General features: G+C 61.1%; 24 protein-coding genes. 12 read left to right on the forward strand and 12 right to left on the reverse strand.

Annotated elements, in window-relative coordinates; all coding sequences use genetic code 11:
* Positions 1-17: 17 nt before the first annotated feature.
* The 4 genes from G6K99_RS08570 to G6K99_RS08585 form a co-directional block, all read right to left on the reverse strand.
* Positions 18-674: a hypothetical protein gene (locus G6K99_RS08570; RefSeq protein ID WP_062455113.1), complete on the reverse strand. Its 657-nt coding sequence runs from the start codon at positions 672-674 to the stop codon at positions 18-20.
* A complete protein-coding gene (locus G6K99_RS08575; RefSeq protein WP_113165540.1) occupies positions 671-1432 on the reverse strand; it encodes a glycosyltransferase family 2 protein in 762 nt (253 codons plus the stop codon). The genes G6K99_RS08570 and G6K99_RS08575 overlap by 4 nt, the downstream gene beginning before the upstream one ends.
* A 131-nt stretch (positions 1433-1563) precedes the next feature.
* Positions 1564-2271, reverse strand: coding sequence for a hypothetical protein (locus G6K99_RS08580; RefSeq protein WP_062455117.1), 708 nt, complete (start codon positions 2269-2271; stop codon positions 1564-1566).
* Between the two features lie 113 nt (positions 2272-2384).
* On the reverse strand, positions 2385-2774 hold the full coding sequence (locus G6K99_RS08585) for a helix-turn-helix domain-containing protein (protein ID WP_174196300.1): 390 nt from the start codon (positions 2772-2774) through the stop codon (positions 2385-2387).
* A gap of 106 nt (positions 2775-2880) precedes the next feature.
* Here G6K99_RS08585 and G6K99_RS08590 point away from each other — a divergent pair, with 106 nt between their 5' ends.
* The gene (locus G6K99_RS08590; protein WP_174196301.1) at positions 2881-3894 is read left to right on the forward strand and encodes a zinc-binding alcohol dehydrogenase family protein; all 1014 of its coding nucleotides are present in this window, start codon (positions 2881-2883) and stop codon (positions 3892-3894) included.
* Positions 3895-3918: 24 nt separating this feature from the next.
* On the opposite strand, the gene G6K99_RS08595 is transcribed toward G6K99_RS08590, so the two are convergent.
* Both G6K99_RS08595 and G6K99_RS08600 read right to left on the reverse strand, forming a co-directional pair.
* Entirely contained in the window at positions 3919-5280 is a 1362-nt protein-coding gene (locus G6K99_RS08595; protein WP_174196799.1) for an amidase, read from the reverse strand.
* 81 nt (positions 5281-5361) lie between these two features.
* A complete protein-coding gene (locus tag G6K99_RS08600) occupies positions 5362-5544 on the reverse strand; it encodes a DUF3008 family protein (RefSeq protein ID WP_062582591.1) in 183 nt (60 codons plus the stop codon).
* Positions 5545-5681: 137 nt separating this feature from the next.
* Between G6K99_RS08600 and G6K99_RS08605 the strand changes: the two genes are divergently transcribed.
* The 5 genes from G6K99_RS08605 to treY all read left to right on the forward strand — a co-directional run bounded on the left by G6K99_RS08605 (position 5682) and on the right by treY (position 12117).
* Positions 5682-5915, forward strand: a complete 234-nt coding sequence (locus tag G6K99_RS08605) for a hypothetical protein (RefSeq protein WP_062455125.1) — start codon at positions 5682-5684, stop codon at positions 5913-5915.
* 162 nt (positions 5916-6077) lie between these two features.
* Entirely contained in the window at positions 6078-6881 is an 804-nt protein-coding gene (locus G6K99_RS08610) for a nucleotidyltransferase family protein (RefSeq protein ID WP_062457812.1), read from the forward strand.
* Between the two features lie 74 nt (positions 6882-6955).
* On the forward strand, positions 6956-7642 hold the full coding sequence (locus tag G6K99_RS08615) for a metallophosphoesterase (RefSeq protein ID WP_062457815.1): 687 nt from the start codon (positions 6956-6958) through the stop codon (positions 7640-7642).
* 129 nt (positions 7643-7771) lie between these two features.
* Positions 7772-9583, forward strand: coding sequence for a malto-oligosyltrehalose trehalohydrolase (treZ, locus tag G6K99_RS08620; protein WP_174196302.1), 1812 nt, complete (start codon positions 7772-7774; stop codon positions 9581-9583).
* A complete protein-coding gene (gene treY / locus G6K99_RS08625; protein ID WP_174196303.1) occupies positions 9580-12117 on the forward strand; it encodes a malto-oligosyltrehalose synthase in 2538 nt (845 codons plus the stop codon). Before treZ ends, treY begins: the two co-directional genes overlap by 4 nt.
* A 329-nt stretch (positions 12118-12446) precedes the next feature.
* On the opposite strand, the gene G6K99_RS08630 is transcribed toward treY, so the two are convergent.
* From G6K99_RS08630 to G6K99_RS08640, 3 genes are all read right to left on the reverse strand, one after another.
* Positions 12447-12695, reverse strand: a complete 249-nt coding sequence (locus tag G6K99_RS08630) for a hypothetical protein (protein WP_139283784.1) — start codon at positions 12693-12695, stop codon at positions 12447-12449.
* 99 nt (positions 12696-12794) lie between these two features.
* On the reverse strand, positions 12795-13187 hold the full coding sequence (locus tag G6K99_RS08635) for a DUF983 domain-containing protein (protein WP_062455132.1): 393 nt from the start codon (positions 13185-13187) through the stop codon (positions 12795-12797).
* Between the two features lie 128 nt (positions 13188-13315).
* Positions 13316-13606 carry a hypothetical protein gene (locus G6K99_RS08640; RefSeq protein WP_062455134.1) on the reverse strand — a complete coding sequence of 97 codons (291 nt, stop codon included), beginning with the start codon at positions 13604-13606 and terminating at the stop codon, positions 13316-13318.
* A 245-nt stretch (positions 13607-13851) separates the two neighbouring features.
* On the opposite strand from G6K99_RS08640, the gene G6K99_RS08645 reads away from it, so the two are divergent.
* Positions 13852-14094 carry a hypothetical protein gene (locus G6K99_RS08645; RefSeq protein WP_062455136.1) on the forward strand — a complete coding sequence of 81 codons (243 nt, stop codon included), beginning with the start codon at positions 13852-13854 and terminating at the stop codon, positions 14092-14094.
* 78 nt (positions 14095-14172) lie between these two features.
* On the opposite strand, the gene hutX is transcribed toward G6K99_RS08645, so the two are convergent.
* Together hutX and G6K99_RS08655 are read right to left on the reverse strand one after the other, a co-directional pair.
* Positions 14173-14697, reverse strand: coding sequence for a heme utilization cystosolic carrier protein HutX (gene hutX, locus G6K99_RS08650; protein WP_062455138.1), 525 nt, complete (start codon positions 14695-14697; stop codon positions 14173-14175).
* An 8-nt stretch (positions 14698-14705) separates the two neighbouring features.
* A complete protein-coding gene (locus G6K99_RS08655; RefSeq protein ID WP_174196304.1) occupies positions 14706-15053 on the reverse strand; it encodes an antibiotic biosynthesis monooxygenase in 348 nt (115 codons plus the stop codon).
* A 161-nt stretch (positions 15054-15214) separates the two neighbouring features.
* On the opposite strand from G6K99_RS08655, the gene G6K99_RS08660 reads away from it, so the two are divergent.
* The 3 genes from G6K99_RS08660 to G6K99_RS08670 are packed head-to-tail and all read left to right on the forward strand — an operon-like array spanning position 15215 to position 18007.
* Positions 15215-16114, forward strand: a complete 900-nt coding sequence (locus G6K99_RS08660) for a hemin ABC transporter substrate-binding protein (RefSeq protein WP_174196305.1) — start codon at positions 15215-15217, stop codon at positions 16112-16114.
* Positions 16114-17202: an iron ABC transporter permease gene (locus tag G6K99_RS08665; protein ID WP_082476258.1), complete on the forward strand. Its 1089-nt coding sequence runs from the start codon at positions 16114-16116 to the stop codon at positions 17200-17202. The genes G6K99_RS08660 and G6K99_RS08665 overlap by 1 nt, the downstream gene beginning before the upstream one ends.
* A 22-nt stretch (positions 17203-17224) precedes the next feature.
* Positions 17225-18007: a heme ABC transporter ATP-binding protein gene (locus tag G6K99_RS08670; RefSeq protein WP_174196306.1), complete on the forward strand. Its 783-nt coding sequence runs from the start codon at positions 17225-17227 to the stop codon at positions 18005-18007.
* 1 nt (position 18008) lies between these two features.
* Here G6K99_RS08670 and G6K99_RS08675 read toward each other — a convergent pair whose 3' ends face one another.
* A complete protein-coding gene (locus G6K99_RS08675) occupies positions 18009-18365 on the reverse strand; it encodes a YbaN family protein (protein ID WP_062582604.1) in 357 nt (118 codons plus the stop codon).
* Between the two features lie 193 nt (positions 18366-18558).
* Here G6K99_RS08675 and galE point away from each other — a divergent pair, with 193 nt between their 5' ends.
* Both galE and G6K99_RS08685 read left to right on the forward strand, forming a co-directional pair.
* Positions 18559-19548: a UDP-glucose 4-epimerase GalE gene (gene galE, locus G6K99_RS08680; RefSeq protein ID WP_174196307.1), complete on the forward strand. Its 990-nt coding sequence runs from the start codon at positions 18559-18561 to the stop codon at positions 19546-19548.
* A 12-nt stretch (positions 19549-19560) separates the two neighbouring features.
* Entirely contained in the window at positions 19561-19956 is a 396-nt protein-coding gene (locus tag G6K99_RS08685) for a VOC family protein (RefSeq protein WP_174196308.1), read from the forward strand.

The raw sequence follows: 19956 nt of genomic DNA on the forward strand, positions 1-19956 counted from the left end.
GTGCGCCAGACCTTGCGCTATACGCGCAGCAGTTCCTTGGCTTTCTCGGGAAAATCGGTGCAGATCATGAGCCCTTCGCGATCGCGCAGGCCGGACGAGACCAGCCAGTGCAGGAAAGGTTCGTATTCGTCGTGGCGGCGATGCAGGTCTGGCGCGACCAGCGCGACCAGCTTGCCGTCATCCAGCAGCTTTTCAACCAGCGGCGCTTCATACCAGCGGCCGGGCAGGAAATTGTCCAGCCAGACGCCGGTGATGCCGGGCTCGCTGTATAGCGAAGGCACGCGCTCGTATTCGCTCAGTCGGGTAAACGAGGTCATGCCGCGCTTCACGCCCTGGATCAGGTCTGGAACCGAGCTGTCGAACAGGAAATAGTTGTCGTAGCCTTCGGCGGTCAGCACCTCGGCCAGCATATCATGCAGCCCGTCGGCCTTGATATTAAGTGCAAGCGTCGGAGACCCGTGCTGTCTGGCGAGGCTCAGAAGATAAGCGAAGGAGATTTCGGTGCCGTTTGGAATGTCGTGCGAGATGACCAGCCGCGGCTTGCCGCCAACGAGGCAGTCGCGCACATCGGTCTCGGTGCCGTAGCCGAGCGAGAACGACCGGACGAAGGCCTCGACCGTGTTCTTTTCCTCGGGGGATTTCCAGTATCCCCGATGGCTGAGGATCTGGATCATGCCGGTTCCTTAATAGACTGAGTCACGCTCAGAGACAGCGGCAGATTGCGGAAGCTCTCAAGATCTTCGGGAACGCCGAGGCCGTGCATGCCCTTGTCGACGGAGCCGATCGAGTAGGCGCCGATCTTCATGCCGTCCTCGATCATGAAATTGTAGACGGGAGCCACGTAGAACTCACCGTTGACGCGGAAGTCGCGCTCGATCATCCGGTCGGCATGGGCGACGAAATCCGATCCCTTGCCGAAATTGTAGATGCCGACGGTGGCATGGTTGGAGATCACCTGTTTTTCGACGACGTTGTCGATAAAGCCGTTGTCGCCGAAGGAGACAAAGCTCCACTTCGGATCGTCCGCCGACATGGTCATGATCAGGCCATCGAGACCGTCTGCGGCGGCAAGGTAGGCGTTGATGTCGACATCGACATACTGATCGCAGTTGGCGATCATCATCGGGTTGCCGTTGTCGATGGCCTCGCGCGCCAGAAGCACGGTGCAGGCGGCGCCCTCGGTGACGGTTTCGACCAGATAGATATCGCAACCCGGCGCCCACTGGCGCAGATGCGCGTCGAGACCGTAGTCCCTCACATGCGATGCCTGGCAGATGAAGATGAAGTGGTGCTCGACCTTTGGTTTAAGGTTCTCGATCACGAGGCGGATCATCGCGACGTCATGCACGGGCAGGAGCGGTTTTGGAAGCGTGTAGCCGGCTTTTGCAAAGCGGCTTCCATGACCTGCCATCGGCACGACGATATTGAGCATCTGCGGCGGTATCCAAAATAAAAGTTTGCAGTTGATCCAGTGCCTGAACCTTAAGGCTTGAAGCTGGTGCCAAGCTGTCAAACGGGTCAATTTCCAGCGTCCGCGCCCGACCGCGGGCAAGGTCGAAACGCCTATTCGGCCTGGATTTCGCCGAGCTGCATGCCCATCGACGGCGACGGTGTCGTCAGTCGCGGCCGGTTGAAGATCTTGTAGAGCGGGTTGTCGCATTCCGGATTGGCAAACAGCGTGTTGGAATCGAAGTAGCCGTCTTCGATGAAGCGCAGATTTGCGTGCATGGTGCGCAGGAAATAGTACATCAGATGCAGGTGAGCGCGGCCCGAAAGCTGGTTCATGATCATGGCATTGTAGAAATGTGAAATCGCGCTCTTGCCGATCACATGCACGGCGTCGCCGACGCGCCAGTGGTCACGCCAGTAGGATTTGTATTCCTTGAAAGGAAAGTAGATGCTGTCGCGGCTGATATCGACATTCCAGTCCGTGATCTTCTTCCTGAACTGCAGGTCGAAGCGGATCACGGCGAGCGCATCGTATTCGTCTTGGGCGAACACGTGCTTGAGGCCTTCCTTGTAGGTCTCGATCTGCGAGCTGCCCTGCGCATCCAGCTTGATCAGCTCGCACGGTCCAAGCTTATCCTGAAGCTCGGCCAGGGCCGGGCTGTCATAGGTGGCGAGGTAGATTTTCGCATCGGGATTGCTTTCACGCACCGGCGCGACAATGTTCTCGATGATCGAGTCGATGTTCTTGCGCGCATCCATCGGCAGGCCGAAACGGTCCTTCTCGATGTAATTGTTGCCCCGGATCAGTACGGAAAGTCTCAACGTTGCCCCCTATGGAAACGATTATCGCAGTCGCTGATCAACGTCTTGCCCCCGCCGATCCTGTCTCTCTGCGATAGTCTCCGTAGCTGGTGCGGAGCAGGTCAGGCCCTCTTTCAGGCCGGAACCGACGCCGCCTGCAGATCGGTCGCGGTCTGTTTCGGCTTGCCGTAGAGCCCGATATTCTCGTCGCCCCATGCCTTTAACGCGGTCAGGATCGGTTTGATGGTGAGGCCGAGCGGCGAGAGGCTGTATTCCACCTTGGGCGGCACCTGGGCATAGACCTTGCGGGTGATCAACCCGTCGGCCTCCAGCTCGCGCAGCTGGTTGGTCAGCATGCGCTGGGTCACGGCCGGGATCTGCCGGCGGATCTCGTTGAAGCGCAGCGTGCCGTCCAGCAGATGAAACAGGATGACGGACTTCCACTTGCCGTCGATCAGGCCGATCGCCGCTTCGACCGAGCAGCCGGGGCTGCAGTCGAACCTGGTATGGTGGGCCTTGGCCATCGCGGTATCCTTTTTGACACTATAGGCTGTTTTTGTGCGTATTGGCTTTGGATGATCATAGCGCCATATGAGGCTTACATCAATTCTGCAAGCAAAGGAGAACGCCATGAAAGCCATAGCCTACAGAACTGCCGGATCGCTCGATCGGGACGACGCGCTTGAAAATGTCGAACTGGACCGGCCGAAGGCGACGGGGCGGGATATTCTCGTTGCGGTGAAAGCGATCTCGGTCAATCCGGTCGATTACAAGATCCGCAAGAACGTCTCGGCTGAAGACGGCCAGTGGAAAGTGCTGGGCTGGGATGTGGCGGGCGAGGTGGTCGAAGTCGGCGATGACGTGTCCGCCTTCAAGCCGGGCGACGAAGTGTTCTATTCGGGTTCGCTGATCCGGCAGGGCGCCAACAGCGAGTTTCATCTGGTCGATGAGCGGATCGTCGGCCACAAGCCGAAGTCGATCTCGAATGCGCAGGCGGCCGCCCTGCCGCTGACGGCGATTACCGCCTGGGAAATGCTGTTCGACCGGCTCGATATCGAAAAGCCGGTTCCGGGTGCAGCCAATGCGATCGTCATCATCGGTGGTGCCGGCGGTGTCGGATCGATAGCCATCCAGCTGGTCCGGGCTCTGACCGACCTCACCGTGATTGCGACGGCGTCACGGCCGGAGACCCAGGCCTGGGTCAAGGAACTGGGCGCCCATCACGTCATCGATCATTCCAAGCCGATCGCCGAACAGGTGAAGGCGCTCGGGATCGGCGCGCCCGGTTTCGTCTTCTCGACGACCGAAACGCCACGTCATACGAAGGAGATCATCGAACTGATTTCGCCGCAGGGTCGGTTCGGGCTGATCGACGATCCGGAAACCTTCGACATCACCGGTTTCAAGCGCAAGGCTCTTTCTGTGCATTGGGAGCTGATGTTCACCCGGTCGATCTATGAAACGGCCGACATGGACGAGCAGGGAGAGCTTCTGAACGAAGTCGCCGCACTGATAGATGCCGGCCGGATCCGCACCACCGTCACCGACGTGATGAGCCCGATCAATGCGGAAAACCTGAAGAAGGCGCATGCCACGCTGGAAAGCGGCAAGGCCCGCGGCAAGATCGTGCTCGAAGGGTTCTGAGGCCTGCGAAACAATGATCCGGGGTCAGCCCCGGATCACCTCTTCCAGGCCCATGGCAGCGGTCAGAAGCTTCTCGTCGTCGTGAGCAACCGCCGACAGGAGGAATCCGACCGGCATGCCGGCTTCGCCGGTTCCGCAGGGGATCGACACGCCGCACCAGTCGAGGAAATTGCCGTAGCCGGTATTGCGCAGCGTCCTGCCGTTGACCGCGAAAAACGCCTCGTCGTCGGTCTTCAATGGCGCAATGGCTGGTGCCACATGGGCGACGGAGGGGAAGGCGACGAGGCGACCGGCGATCAGTGCCTCGGTCTCTGCCGTCATCCGGGCGCGGGCATCGATGATTGCGAGATAGTCGGCGGTCGTGGTCTTTTCACCGAGCCTGGTGCGCGCAACGACGCGTGGGTCCATTCCGCCAGCATCCGCACCCGCCAGTCGTTCTCGATGGAGCGCAAAGGCTTCCGCCGTCACCATCGGTCCGTATTTCGCCATCAGTTGCGGCAGCTCGTCGAAGGACGGGAAGGCGAGGCGGGTGATGCGGGCACCGCCTGCTGCCAGCCTCTCGATCGCTGCCTCGAACGCCTCGACCACACCCGGCTCGGCGCCGTCGAACACGCCATTGGTGGGGATGACGATATCGAGCGGCTGCGTGGGCTTTCGCGGTGTCAGCGGTGTGCCGAGACCCCGCATTGCCGCGTCGATCCACACGGCGTCCTGTACGGTATTGCAAAGCGGTCCCAGCGAATCCAGGCTTCTCGCCAGCGGAAAGACGCCATCCATGGCATATCGCCCACGGGTTGCCTTGTAGCCGACGACGCCGTTGAAGGCAGCCGGGATGCGGACCGAGCCGCCCGTGTCGGTCCCCATGGCAACCGGCACGAGGCCAGCGGCCACGGCCACGCCAGCACCTGACGAGGATCCGCCCGGCACGCGGGGCATGTCTGTCGAGCGCGGATTTTCCGGCGTGCCGTAGGTCGGATTGATGCCGATGCCCGAAAATGCGAATTCGCTCATGTTGGTGCGGCCGATCGCGACCATGCCGGCCTGTTTCAGGAGATCGACGACCGCTGCATCCTTGGTCGCCGCCGGATCTTTGGCCATCACGCTCGAGCCTGCCGTGGTCGAAAGGCCTTCGATGTCGAATAAGTCCTTCCAGGCGATCGGGATACCATCGAGAATTCCGAGCGAGCGATTTTCGCGCAGGCGCTTTGACGCAGCTTGGGCTTCGGAAAGCGCACGGTCCCGCAGAAGCGTCACGAACACGGCCTTGTCGGAATAGGATTCAATCGTCGACAGGACCGATTCAGTCACTTCAACCGCATCAACCTCGCCGAGCTGCAAAAGCGTCGAAAGCTCGGCAATCGACATCGATCCGTAAGACTTGGTCACAGTGCTCATCCTTTATCCGTTCACCTGGGATCAGAGGTGTAACGGATTCGTGCAAAAGGAGAAGACATTGCCGCTCCAGCTTCAGGAAGCGTGTTCCGGCTTTCCCTTGCGTTTCGTGGAGGCCAGTTCGTCGAGCTGCTTTTCGCTCATCGACTTCTCCATGCTTTTGGAAGCACCCTTCAGTTCCGATTTCTTGGTCTCGCCGCGCTTTGCGGAAAGCGCGGCGCCTGCTGCCTTTTGCTGCGCACTTGATTTTGCCGGCATGTCGTCCTCCTTCGTTTCCGTTCAAAACTTGGCAAACCGTGTCCCGGTTCCCGACAGCACGGAACCTCTGCAGCGTCTCGGCGGTTTCCCCACCGGCTCGCCACATTGCTGGCCTGACGACGTCAAAGGAGACCCTGATGGAAAACGAAAAGCACGAAGACGACAAGGCGCGCGAACCGGTTCGTGACGAATTGAGCGAGCAGATGGAAACGACCAACCCGGCAGCCGTGCGCGAAGCCGCGCGTCGCGGCGAAATCGACCGTTTCATGGTCAAGACCGATCTTGAAGACATCGACCAGCGCGAAGACGGCGACCAGCCGGACGGACGCCCAAGCCCGATGGCCAATGCGGACAACCAGGAAAAGCCGTGAGGCTGAGCCTGACGCTCAGGCGGGAAACAGCGGGAAAACGCGCTGTTCCCGCTACCCACTGACATTCGGAGAAAACCGATGAATGCCGATGTAGAAAAGCGCCATGGGCTCGCCCCCGCACCGACGGCGGCGCGAGAAACGCCGCCCCATCCGCTCCAGGCAATGCCCGATCTCGAGGTCAAGGCGGCGCCGTTTCTGGCCGATGCCGATGCGGAGGCCTTCGTTGCCGTGGCGCTGGAGGATCTGGTCGATTGCCATATCCCGTTCCTTCTGGCCGGCACGTTCGCGCTCAGCGCCTATACCGGCATTACCCGTCAGACCAAGGATCTCGATATCTTCTGCAAGGCCGGCGACTACGCCCGGATCCTCTCGCATTTCAAGCAGAAGGGATATGAGATCGAGGTCGAAGACGACCGCTGGCTGGGCAAGGTGAAGAAGGGCAAGCACTTCTTCGACGTGATCTTTGCAGCCTCCAACGGCACGATGCCGATCAGCGACAGCTGGTTCGAGAATGCCAGACAGATCGAGATGAACGGCCACAAGGTCCGTATTATCGCCCCGACGGAGCTGATCTGGTCGAAATGCTTCGTCCAGCTTCGCCACCGCTACGATGGCGGCGACATCGTGCATACGATCCTGCGCGCCCATGACCAGATCGACTGGGAGCGGCTGCTCAACCATATGGAAGTGCATTGGGAAGTGCTGCTGATCCACCTTCTCAACTTCCGCTGGATCTACCCGACCGAGCGCGACAAGGTTCCTGATTGGCTGCTCGACGAGCTTCTCGACCGCTTGAAGGCGCAGCGCGAACTGCCCCTGCCGCAGATGAAGGTCTGCCGTGGCCGCATGTTCAGCCGCATCGATTTCGAGATCGACGTCAAGGAATGGGGTTTTGCCGACGTCGGTGGCGAGGGAGAACTGCGCGCGGGCGTCGACGAAAAAACTTTGGAAGGAGGCCCGGTATGAGCAAGTCTGACAAGGCTGCCGAAAAACAGAAGAGCGATCGCAACAAGCCTGAGGGCCTGCAGCGCATCGCTGCCATGGGCGATCTCCACGTCAAGGAACACGGCTCGGAATCCTACAAGGATCTGTTTGCCGAGATCTCGCAGGAGGCGGACATTCTGGTCCTGACCGGGGACCTGACCGACCTTGGCAAGGTCAAGGAAGCCGAACTGCTTGCCGCCGATCTGCGCTCATGCTCGATCCCGATGGTCGCCGTACTCGGCAACCACGATTATGAATGTGGCTGCGTCGAGGAAGTCACCCACATCCTGAAGGACGCCGGCGTTCACCTTCTCGAAGGTCAGGCAGTCGAAATCAACGGCGTCGGTTTCGCCGGAGCCAAGGGTTTTGCCGGTGGCTTCGGGCGTCACATGCTGGGTTCGTTCGGCGAGCCGGCGATCAAGGCGATGGTGGCCGAAAGCGTCGAGGAAACGATGCGGCTCGAAAACGCGCTGCGTCAGGTTCGCTCCGAACGCGCCATGGTCGTGCTCCACTACGCTCCGATCCGCGAGACGGTGGAAGGCGAACCGGAGGAAATCTTCCCCTTCCTCGGCTCGTCGCGTCTGGCCGAAACGATCGACCGCTTCCCGGTCAAGGCCGTTGTCCACGGCCATGCCCACCGCGGCCGCTACGAAGGCAGGACGCCGGGCGGCGCGCCGGTCTATAACGTTGCTTCGCATATCGAAAAGCCGACAGGTCGGCCTTATGCGCTGCTCGATCTCTGAGCGCTTTCCAGGCTGAAAAACATCAGCCTGCGAAAATCACTGATCGTGAAAGGTTTGCCTGTTCCATGATGGAACTGTCACGCCTTTCACTCGTTTGCCGGTCGCTCTCAACCTGATGAAAGGGACCCCATGTCGGACGTCAATGCCGTCGCCGAACTCCGAAGCTTTCCGAAAACCTGGGGAGCGGAATATGTCGCTGCTGGCGAGGTAAGGTTCCGTCTCTGGGCTCCGGGCCAGGAAACGGTCGTGCTCCGTCTCGACGGCAAGGATGCCGAGATGAGCCGCAGCGACGACGGATGGTTCGAGATCCTGGCAACTGGCGTCGAACCAGGCGCGGAATACAACTACGTGCTGGCCAATGGTACCGTTGTCGCCGATCCCGCATCCCGTGCCCAGAAGTCCGAGGTCAACGGAGCTTCGCTTGTCATCGATCCGACCAGTTACGACTGGCAGACAACGGAGTGGAGCGGTCGCCCCTGGGAAGAAACCGTCGTTTACGAGATGCATGTCGGTACCTTCACCCCTGACGGCACGTTCCGCGCCGCGATCGAGAAGCTGCCCTATCTCGCCGAACTCGGCATCACCATGGTTGAGATCCTGCCGATTGCGCAGTTCGGCGGCAACCGTGGCTGGGGTTACGACGGCGTTCTTCTTTATGCGCCGCATGCCGCTTATGGCTCACCCGATGATGTCAAAGCCTTCGTCGATGCAGCTCACGCGCACGGCATCTCCATCGTGCTTGACCTCGTGCTCAATCATTTCGGCCCGGAGGGCAACTATCTGCCGCTTCTGGCGCCCGACTTCTTCCACAAGGAGCGTCAGACACCGTGGGGTGCGGCCATCGCCTATGACGTCGATGCGACCCGCCGCTACATCGTTGAGGCCGCGCTCTACTGGCTGCATGAATACAATTTCGACGGCCTTCGCTTCGATGCGATCGACCAGATCGAGGATATTTCCGACAGCCACGTGCTGAACGAGATCGCCGAGCGCATCCGCGCTGAGATTACCGACCGGCCGATCCACCTGACGACCGAGGATGCCCGCAACATCATCGACCTGCATCCGCGCGACGAAGACGGCAATGCACCTCTGTTTACCGCGGAGTGGAACGACGACTTTCACAATGCCGTCCATGTTTTCGCGACCGGCGAAACGCACGCCTATTACGAGGATTTCGCCAAGCAGCCGGAAAAGCTCGTCGCCCGGGTTCTGGCCGAAGGGTTTGCCTATCAGGGCGAAGTCTCGCCGCATGCCGGCGAAAAGCGCGGCGTGAAGAGCGCAAGCCAGCCGCCCGTCGCTTTTGTGGATTTCATCCAGAACCACGACCAGGTCGGCAACCGCGCCGAGGGCGAACGTCTGATCGAGCTTGCCGGTGCCGATCGCACCAAGGTCCTTTACGCCTCGCTTCTGTTTTCGCCGCATATCCCGCTTCTGTTCATGGGCGAGGAATATGGTGAGACGAACCCGTTCCTGTTCTTCACCGATTTCCACGGCGACCTTGCCAAGGCCGTGCGCGAAGGCCGTGCGAAGGAATTCCAGGGCCATGCCGGCCACGAGGGCGATGTCGTCCCCGATCCGAATGCCAAGACGACCTTCGACGCCTCCAAGCTCGACTGGAAGAAGCACGATAGCCGCGACGGCAAGGAGTGGCTTGCGCTGACGAAGGAACTGCTTTCCCTTCGCCAGCAGCACATCGTGCCGATGCTTGAAACGGCCACCGGCAATTCCGGCAAGGTTCTGAAGACCGACGAGGGCTTCCTGGCCGTCACCTGGACTTTCCCGAAAGGCACGTTGTCGATCGCGCTCAACATCGGCGAAAAGGTGCAGCCGCTTCCCGATCTGCCGGGTGAGACGCTCTTTGCCTGGCCGTCCGAAACGCCGGATCTGCCCCAGAACTCTATCATCGTCCGCCTCGCGCCCGCCGGAGACACCAAGTGAAAATCCCCACATCGACCTACCGTATCCAGTTTCGCAACGGCATGACCTTCGATCGCGCGAGCGAGCTCGTGCCTTACATGAAGCGCCTCGGCATCAGCCACCTCTACGCATCGCCGATCTTCACGGCCACGTCGGAGTCAACCCATGGCTATGACGTGACCGACGCCAACGAGATCGAACCCTCGATCGGTGGTCGCGAAGGCTTCGATCGCATGGTGAAAACGTTGAAGGACGCAGGTCTTGGCCTGATCCTCGATATCGTGCCCAACCACATGGCCGCATCGCTTGAAAACACGTGGTGGCGCGATGTTATTGAAAATGGCCAGAACAGCCGGTTCGCAAAGCATTTCGACATCAACTGGTCGCGCCCGCTGACGCTGCCTTTCCTCGGCGACTCGTTCGAGACTGCACTTTCCAATGGCGACATCTCGGTGAAGCCCGACCCGAAGACCGGAAAGCCGGCTTTCGCCTATTACGACAGCTACTATCCGCTCGCGCCGGAAACCTATCAGGGCCGCGAAACCGAGGTGATCAAACTTACCGACAAGGCATCACTTGTCGAACTGCACGAGCGCCAGCCGTACCGGCTGATGTCGTGGCGGGAAGCGCCGCGCGATCTCTCCTACCGCCGCTTCTTCGAGATCACCGGCCTTGCCGGCGTCCGCGTCGAAGACAAACAGGTATTCGACGACACCCACCGCCTGATCCTCGAACTGGTTCACTCCGGCGCCGTCGACGGTTTGCGCGTGGACCACGTGGACGGTCTCGCCGATCCAAAGGCCTATATCGAGCTTCTGCGCCAGGAAGCTGGTCCCGATTGCTACATCACCGTTGAAAAGATCCTCGGCGAAGGTGAGCACATCCCGAGTGACTGGCCGATCTCAGGTACGACGGGTTACGAGTTCATCGCCTCGCTGTCCGACGCTCTTGTGGACGGCGCAAAGATCAACGGTCTGCGCAAAGCCTATGACGACGTTGTCGGCAAGCCGGTCGACATGGCGGCCGAACTGCGCGCTGCCAAGCTTCTGATGGCCGACAAGAACTTCGAGGGCGAGTTCACGACGCTGCTGAAACTTGCTGTCGCGATCGCCAAGACGGATGGCATCAGCGTGGACGAGAAAACCACGAGGTCGGCACTGCGCGAACTGCTGGTCGCATTCCCGGTCTACCGGACCTATGGGACGGAAACAGGTCTGCCGCCGGAAGGCCACGAGATGCTGAAGAGCGTCGTCGACAAGGTCAAACAGGGACCGAATGCACCGGATCAGGCAGGCCTCGATCTGATCACCCGCATCCTCGGCAACGACGTCTCCGAGAAGGCCTCTCACGATGCGGCGAATTTCCGCACCCGCTTCCAGCAGCTGACCGGCCCGCTGATGGCAAAGTCCGTCGAGGACACGCTGTTCTTCCGTCAGCATATGGCGCTTGCACTCAACGAAGTCGGCGCCGAACCGCTGCCGCGCGATTTCTCGATCGAGCGTTTCCACCACGACATGGAAACAAGGCTGCAGCGTCAGCCGGATGCGCTGTCTGGGACATCCACGCACGACACCAAGCGCGGCGAAGATGCCCGTGCCCGTCTCTACGTGCTGACCGAGGCGCCGGAACTCTGGTCGGAATGCATTGCCCGCTGGCGCAAGATGAACGAGACGAAGGTTGTCTTGCTGGATGATGGCCCGGCACCGGAGCCTGCGGTCGAATGGATGCTCTATCAGGCGCTCGCAGGCGTCTGGCCGACGATGCTGCAGCCGAAGGACGAGACCGGCCTCAAGGCACTCGAGGAGCGTTTCCTTGCCTATGTCGAGAAGTCGATCAAGGAAGCCAAGCTGCGCACCAACTGGGGCGACAGCAACGAGGCGTACGAGAAAGCTGTGCTCGACTACGCCCGTTACATGCTGTCGCCGAAAAACCAGGAATTCCTGGCGGACTTCTCCTCGGCGCTCCAGCCCTTCATCCGGGCCGGTCTGGTCAACAGCCTGACCCAGACGATCGTCAAGCTGACGGCACCGGGCGTGCCTGACATCTATCAGGGCAGTGAAGCCCTCGATTTCAGCCTTGTCGACCCCGACAACCGTCGCGAACCGGATTTCGCCATGCTGCAGGACCTCCCTGCGGAGAACGACAATCCGGACTCCTCGACAGAGGACGGATGGTTGAGCGGACGGCTGAAACAGCACCTGATCCAGCGTCTGCTGCACCAGCGTCGCGACGCGCCGGACCTGTTCCGCAAGGGCGACTACATGCCGCTCAAGGCGACCGGAAACCGGGCCGAAAACATCCTGGCCTTCGCCCGCACCGATGGCGATCAAGCCGTGATCGTGATCGTACCGCGGCTGGTCTTCGGCGCGCTCAACGGCGACGTCTATCCGTCACGGGGCGAGCGCTGGGCGGAGACGGAAGTGGAGCTGCCTGCACAGCTCGCCAACCGTCGCTACCGCGATCTCTCCACCGGCAAGGACGTCGAGGCCAAGGACAGCATCGCCGTTAACCTCGCCTTTGCCGATCATCCGTTTGCACTGCTGACTGCCGAATAGGCGAGCCCTCATCTGATCACACTGCTCGCCGAAGTGACGGCGGGCAGTGACCCACCCAGGCGGGACGTCACCAATACGAAAAAGGCGCCGGTTCGATCAGAACCGGCGCCTTTTTGTTTCTCCACCTGAACCTGAAGTTCAGTGGAAAAGGGCAATCAAATCAAGCGAATCCAACGAGGTTCAGAACCGCGATTACGATGACGACTGCGCCTACCAACCATACGATGCTATTCATGATAGTGTCTCCTTTTGCTGTTGGGAGGTGAACGGTGAGGCGTAAAAAAGGTTCCTGAAAACGTGATCTCTGCGTCGACAGATGTGAGTCCGCCTCAGGCGCCGGGTGCTGCACTGCCATCGCCCCGTCGCAACCGCTTCAGCTGGTTGACGACGCGCAGGGAATTGTTGGCTCGGAGGGCCGATCCGTCGGAGCTTGTGGACAGGATGCGAAGCATGTCTTCTGCCTCATCCACCGAAATGGTGCCTCTTGCGGCAAGGCCGTCGATCATCAGCAGCATTGCGCCCTCAAGCGCCAGCGACCGCCGCTGTGCTTCCGTCTCAGTCTCTTGCATTTCCGGCATAACAGGCTCCTTGCTTGTCATGTCGAATGGTTGGCGCGGGAAATTGTTCCGGTACTCGCGCGACGAGCGGCAGTCGGAGACCACCCGGTCGCACCAGAATCAGACGTCGTTCGGGCTTCCTTGCAATCTGCCCTCCCGCGCCCGGTAGATATATTGGCTGGCGACGAGCCAGCCTTTCAGCGGTCGCAGCGGCAGGATGCAGGTCAGAAGCAGGAAGGGGAGAGAGATGAGAAGATGCACCCAGAACGGCGGCGAAAACACCGTCTCGATCCACACTGCGAGTGCCACCGAGGGCACGCAGGCAAAGCAGATGACGAAGAAGGCCGGACCGTCTGCGGGATCCGCAAAGGCGTAATCAAGCCCGCACGCTTCGCATCGCGGCCTGATCGTCAGAAAGCCCTTGAAGAGATGGCCCTGGCCGCAGCGCGGGCAGCGCCCTCGCACGCCCGTTGCGTAAGGCGAAAGCGGCGCCCAGTTCCCGTCGTCTGCCATGTTGCCTCCCAATCATGCCATGTCGATCTACCCGACACGGAATAAGTGCAACGGCTGCAACCCACAAGAGGCGCGCGTGAGGCGCGTCAATCTGCCTCGCCCGACGAAAGTCGATCGCAGGGCGCCCTCTAGTCGGAGAAGGACTCTGAAATCACGTGCCGATCGATGATGCGCAGGCTGCGGTCCGGCTCGATCACATAGGTCTCGCTCACCCGGTCGCCGAACTGGTCGATGAACTCATGCGGAAACGTGCTGCCGATGGGGGATTTGGTCAGCTTCGAACGCGGCTGGCCGCCATAGGTGATGCTCCCCTTGATCGGGGCAATGTCAGATCCGCCGCCACTGGCGCCGGCGGTCGTGCAACTGCTGAGCGCCAGGGCAAGTCCCAGAAGGCCGGCAGAGAAGGCGACGATTTTCATGACATTATCCTCATTGGTTAGCACACGCTCCACCCACCTCTATCCAACTTAGGGTCCAGAGCGCTTTTGGCTAGATTGAACCATTCTGCCTGTGCGCTCATGCCGTCGGCAGCGGGCGAGCGGGAACCGCGGGCGCCATTTCTTCTCGACGCAACGGTGTCAGTGGGGCATTCTTGTAAACGGACAACCTCCTGAAAGCTCACAGATCGAGCTCGATTCCAATCAACGATCGAAGGGATGAAACAATGGCGCCACGGACGATACCCGCAGAACTCGATGCTGCCTTAACGGCGTTGCCTCTGAGGACCGGCATCTATGTGCCGGAAGATCTTCTGGAAGACTGGTTTGCGCCAGGGACGGGCATGAGCCCTGTCAGTGCCGAGGCTTTGTCGCAGGCCGAAACCTACGGCCGAAAACTCGAGTGCGAGTTCAAATATTACCCGGAAAGATTGGAAGGCGTGTTCTGGAAATGGGTGCCGGCTCTTTAAGGAGCCTGTTGTCCGCTGATCCGCGCTGCTGCGCAAATCGTGTAGGCTCGGAAATTATCCAATCCGAACCTACATCACTTACAGGCTCGCGTAACGATCGCGCAAAGCCTCGAATTTCACCAGCTGATCCGCCATCAGTTCACGGCCAGCGTCGCGCTTGACGAACACCTTGAACATGGCGGCGCCCTTCTGGTTCATGAACCAGACCGAGCAGGAACGGCGACCATGGAACGCACGGTCGACGAAGGTGATAGAGGCGCAGTTGTCCTTGCGGATGTGGCCACCGATCGGGCTGTCGCCGTGGATGTTGAACCAGCCGTGGCTTTCCGATCCGGCCGGAAGGATGCCGTCGATCTCTGCCACCACGTCCTCCGTGTGAACGAGAAACAGCACGACGCCCCAGGTGGTCAGCTCCGACCAGATTTCGTCGAAGCGTTCCTTGCCGGCAATGACGGCCGACCCCTCCGGCAGGACTGCCAGGATTTCTGCCGCCGTCACACCGGCGCCTGCTGCAATCGATTCAACGACGCCGTCGGGCTTTTCTGAGAGGGCTTTGAGCGCGCGTTCGCGGCGGTCGGGCGCGATCTCCGAGTGGGTGTCCATTGGGGACCTCAGGCTGCGTCGGCGGCGCGGACGCCGTTCTTGTCTTCACTGATGATGACTTCGAAACCTTCAAACTGCGGGCCGGAGAGGTATTCGACCTTGCCGCGGTTCTGGCCGGCATTGGCATGGGCAGCGCGGAACTGTTCGGACTTTGTCCAGGCCAGAAAATGCTCAACGGTTTCCCAGATCGTGTGGGAGGCATAGAGCGTGTGATCGTCGGCCTTCGGTCCCTTCAGCATGTGAAACTCGACATAGCCTGGCACTTCGGCAAGCCGGCCCTGGCGGCTTTTCCACATGTCTTCAAACGCTTGCTCGAAGCCCGGCACGACGCGGAAACGGTTCATGGCGATGTACATGGAATCAATCCTCACATAAGTTTCACTTCGCACTCAAGTTATCTCTTGATGCCTGTCTTGAAAACCGGAAAAAACTTGTCTAGTCAACTCAAGTTATAGGGCGGCTGGGGCGGATCGCATCGCAACCGAGTTTGCCCTCTGGTATCACAAGGGCGGGTCTCATGGTTTTCTCTCTCCGGGCTTCCTCACCAAGCGTTACACGTCTGATCGCGCTTGCCATCGTCACCTCCGCGGTCGCATTCAGCAGCGCCACGGCATCGGAAACGGGCAATCCGGACGCCCAGCGCATCGTTTCGATCGGCGGCACGATCACCGAAATCCTCTACGATCTGGGCGCCGAGGACCGTATTGTAGCGCGAGATTCCACCAGTTCCTATCCTGCCGCCGCAAATTCCAAGCCTGACGTCGGCTATATCAGGGCACTCTCTGCCGAAGGCATTCTCGGCCAGAAACCTGATCTGATCCTGATGGAAGAGGGGTCCGGCCCGCCGCCGGTGCTGGAGATCCTCAAGGCCAGCGAGATCCCTGTCGTGGTGATCCCGACACCGCCGGATGCGGCAAAGATCGGCCAGAAGATCCGCGACGTGGGTGCCGCCGTCGGCCTAGCGACCAAGGCGAGGGTGCTCGCCGCAAAGACCGAGGACGGACTGAAGGCGCTCGCTGACGATGTGGTGAAGATTGCCGGCGAAAAGAAGAAGGTGCTGTTCGTTCTCTCCGTCGCCAACGGGCGGCTGATGGCGGGGGGTGCCGATACGGAAGCCGGCGCAATCATCGAAATGGCGGGTGGCGTCAATGCCGCGCCCTCGATCAAGGGCTACAAGCCGCTGTCCGACGAGGCGGTGATTGCCGCGGCTCCTGACGTGATCCTCTCCATGTCACGCGGCGACCATTCGACCACGCCGGATGAGATGTTCGCGCTGCCGTCGATGCAGACGACGCCGGCCGCCGCGTCCAAGTCGCTAATCTCGATGGATGGCCTGCTGCTGCTGGGCTTTGGTCCGCGCACGCCTGAGGCCGGTCGTGCGCTTGCCGAAAAACTCTATCCGGATGCGATGCACTGATGATGAAGGCGCTGGCCATGCCGTTTCGCAACACGGGCGAGGGCGATCGCACGTCGCAGGGCGTGCTGGTCATCGTCCTTCTCGTGGTGCTCCTGATCGCCGCCTGCCTTCTTTCGCTCGGCGTTGGCCCGACCGGCGTCGGCCTTCGCGATCTCTTCGCCTACCTGACGGGCAACGGTGACAGCCTCACCACCCAGGAACGGGTCATCCTCGAAGCCGTCCGCCTGCCGCGCACGGCGCTCGGCCTTCTGGTCGGCGCGGGGCTCGCTGTCTCAGGTGCAATGATGCAGGGCCTGTTTCGCAATCCGCTTGCCGATCCCGGCATCGTCGGCGTCACATCAGGTGCAGGCCTTGCGGCGGTGCTGGCGATCGTGCTCGGCGGCACGGTGCTTGCCCCGGTCTCGATGCTGCTCGGAAACCAATTCCTGCCGCTGATGGCGTTTTTCGGCGGCCTGATCAACACCTGGATGCTCTATGTCATCGCCACCCGCGACGGGCGAACCTCGACCACGGCGCTGATCCTCTGCGGCATCGCGATCGGTGCCCTGTCGGGCGCTTTCATGGGCCTTCTGATCGTCATGGCCGATGACCGGCAGTTGCGCGACATCACGTTCTGGAGCCTCGGTTCGCTCGGCGGTGCCACCTACGGGCGGGTGCTGTCGATCCTTCCGTTCATCGTCTTTGTGATGGCGATCATCCCCTTCGTGGCGCGTGGTCTCGATGCGCTGGTGCTCGGTGATGCCGCGGCGTTTCATATGGGCGTGCCGGTTCAGCGGCTGAAGCGGATCGTCATCGTCGCGGTTGCAGCGGCCTGCGGCTCCACGGTCGCCGTCGCCGGCTCGATCGGTTTTGTCGGGATCGTGGTGCCGCATCTGCTGCGGCTTGCGATGGGGCCGTCGCACCGGTTTCTGCTGCCGGGCTCGGCGCTCGGCGGCGGCGCGCTTCTGCTGATCGCCGATGCCGTGGCTCGTACCGTTGCGGCACCCGCGGAACTGCCGATCGGGGTGATTACGGCGCTGTTCGGCGCGCCGGTCTTTCTGTTCCTGCTGATCGGACGCAACGGCATCGGCATGCGGGACCTGCCATGAGGGGCATACGAGGAGGACGGGCATGATCAGGGCAGAAAACGTCACCGTCAGCCGCGCCGGTCGCAAGCTGATCGATCAAGTCAGCCTAACGCTGGAGCCCGGCCGTTTCAGCGTGGTGATTGGCCCGAACGGTGCCGGAAAATCGACGCTGATGAAGGTCCTGTCCGGCGAGATGGTGCCGGATAGCGGGCATGTTTCCTATTACGGTGCCGATGTGGCGGCCTGCAAGCCGGTCGATCTGGCGAGGCGCCGAGCGGTGCTACCGCAGGCGACGCAGCTGGCCTTTCCCTTCTCGGCGCTGGAGATCGCCCGCATGGGGGCGGTCGCTCATGGGTCGCTCAATCCGGACGAAGAAGCGCGCAAGGCCTTGGCACGCGTGGGCCTGCGCGGTTTCGAAAGCCGGCCCTATCCGTCGATGTCCGGCGGCGAGCAGCAGCGCGTCCAGTTTGCCCGCGCGCTGGCGCAGGTGCCAAGGCCGGTGGTCGGCGGCGTGCCGTGCGCGCTGTTCCTCGACGAGCCCACAGCCAGCCTCGATCTTGGCCACCAGATCTCGGTGCTGGAAACGGCCCGTGATTTTGCGGCTGCCGGTGGCATGGTTCTCGCCATCCTGCACGACCTCAACCTTGCTGCGGAATTTGCCGACCATTTGGTGGTTTTGAACCACGGCTGCGTGGTGGCGGAAGGTCCGTGCCATGACACCGTGAGCGACGAGATGATTGCTTCCGTCTATGGCATCGCCGGTGCCGTCGGTCGCGTGCCGGCAGCGCATGTGCCTTACGTTCTGCCGCAGTCGCGGCATCGCTAGCTCAGGCGTCCGGTCGCGTCAGCATGAAGATGGCCGGGCCGATCATCAGCGCGGCGACCAGAATGGCGAGCCAGGCTGCCGGGTGCGAGCCGAACCAGAAGCCGGTATAGCTGACGGCCATCAGCGAGATCGCCGTGACCTTTGCCCTTCGCGAAATAGCGCCGCGCTCGCGCCAGTTCCTGAGCGGCGGGCCCAGCGTCTCATGGTCCATCAGCCAGGCTTCCAGCTTTGGCGACGAGCGCGCAAAGCAGGCGACGGCCAGCAGCAGGAACGGCGTCGTCGGCAGGATCGGCAGGAAGGCGCCGATCACGCCGAGACCCACGAACAGCCAGCCGAGACTGAGAAAGATGTAACGCATCAAAGGACCTACGGGAATCTGCTGACGAGGATAGACAAGTTCGCGGCGCCCGTCTTCATGTAAAGAATCAACTGCACGGGGATGCTGTCTGGTGTTCTGCCATGGGGAGCGGGACCCCTGATATGGCCTCTACCCTTCCCATTTGAAACCCTGTCGGTATAGTGCCGCCGATTTCGAAGAAGCAGGAGCGATGATGTCTAAGAAAAAGGTGCTTGTCGTTGGTGGGGCAGGGTATATCGGGTCCCATACGTGCCTCGTTCTGGCGGACCGGGGTTACGAGCCCGTCGTCTTCGACAATCTCTCCAACGGCCATGCGGAATTTGTCCGTTGGGGCGAGCTCGAACAGGGCGATATCCGCGACCGTGCACGGCTCGACGAAGTGCTCGCCAAGCACAAGCCGGACGCCATCCTGCATTTCGCTGCGCTGATCGAAGTCGGCGAATCCGTCAAGAACCCGGTCGGTTTCTACGACAACAATGTCATCGGTGCGCTGACGCTTCTGTCGGCCGCGATCGACGCTGGCGTGAAGGCCTTCGTGTTCTCCTCGACCTGCGCAACTTACGGTCTTCCAGACCGGGTGCCGATGGACGAGACTCACAAGCAGGCGCCGATCAACCCTTACGGCCGCACCAAATTCATCATCGAGCAGGCGCTGAAGGACTACGGCACCTACAAGGACCTGAAATCGGTCATGCTGCGCTATTTCAACGCGGCCGGTGCCGATTTCGAAGGCCGGATCGGCGAATGGCATACGCCCGAAACCCATGCGATCCCGCTTGCCATCGAGGCAGCGCTTGGCCGCCGTCAGGGCTTCAAGGTGTTCGGCGACGATTACGACACGCGTGATGGTACCTGCGTCCGCGACTATATCCATGTTCTCGATCTGGCCGACGCGCATGTCCGCGCCGTCGATTACCTGCTCGCCGGCGGCGATACGGTCGAGCTCAATCTCGGCACCGGCACCGGCACCACTGTCAAGGAACTGCTGGACGCCATCTCCGATGTGTCGGGCAAGCCGTTCCCGGTCGAATATGTCGGCCGCCGCGAAGGCGATTCCACCTCGCTCGTCGCCAACAACGACAAGGCCAAGGCCGTGCTCGGCTGGGAGCCGCAATATTCCCTGGAAGACATTATCCGCTCCGCTTGGGACTGGCACTCCAAGTCCAACCACATCCTCCAATAGGGAGCGCCCCTCATGGCAAAGATGGTGCATTCGATGATCCGCGTGCTGGACGAAGCTCGCTCGGTCGAGTTCTACGACAAGGCGTTCGGCCTGAAGGTCGCCGATCGCCGGCCGTTCGCAGGGTTCACGCTGATCTACCTCTCCAATCTCGAAACCGGTTTCGAACTGGAACTGACGGTCAACGGCAATCGTTCTGAACCCTACAACCTTGGAGACGGTTACGGCCATCTGGCGGTGACGGTCGAGGATGTCGAGGCGGAACACAAGCGCTTCTCCGAACTGGGCCTGACGGTGGGCAAGCTTGCGGACATGCCGCATGAGGGCCGGCCGTTTGCGAAATTCTTCTTCGTCACCGATCCGGATGGCTACAAGACCGAAGTCATCCAGCGCGGCGGACGTTTCACCTAA

It is taken from the genome of Neorhizobium sp. AL 9.2.2 (assembly GCF_013317225.1).
GTDB lineage: Bacteria > Pseudomonadota > Alphaproteobacteria > Rhizobiales > Rhizobiaceae > Neorhizobium > Neorhizobium soli.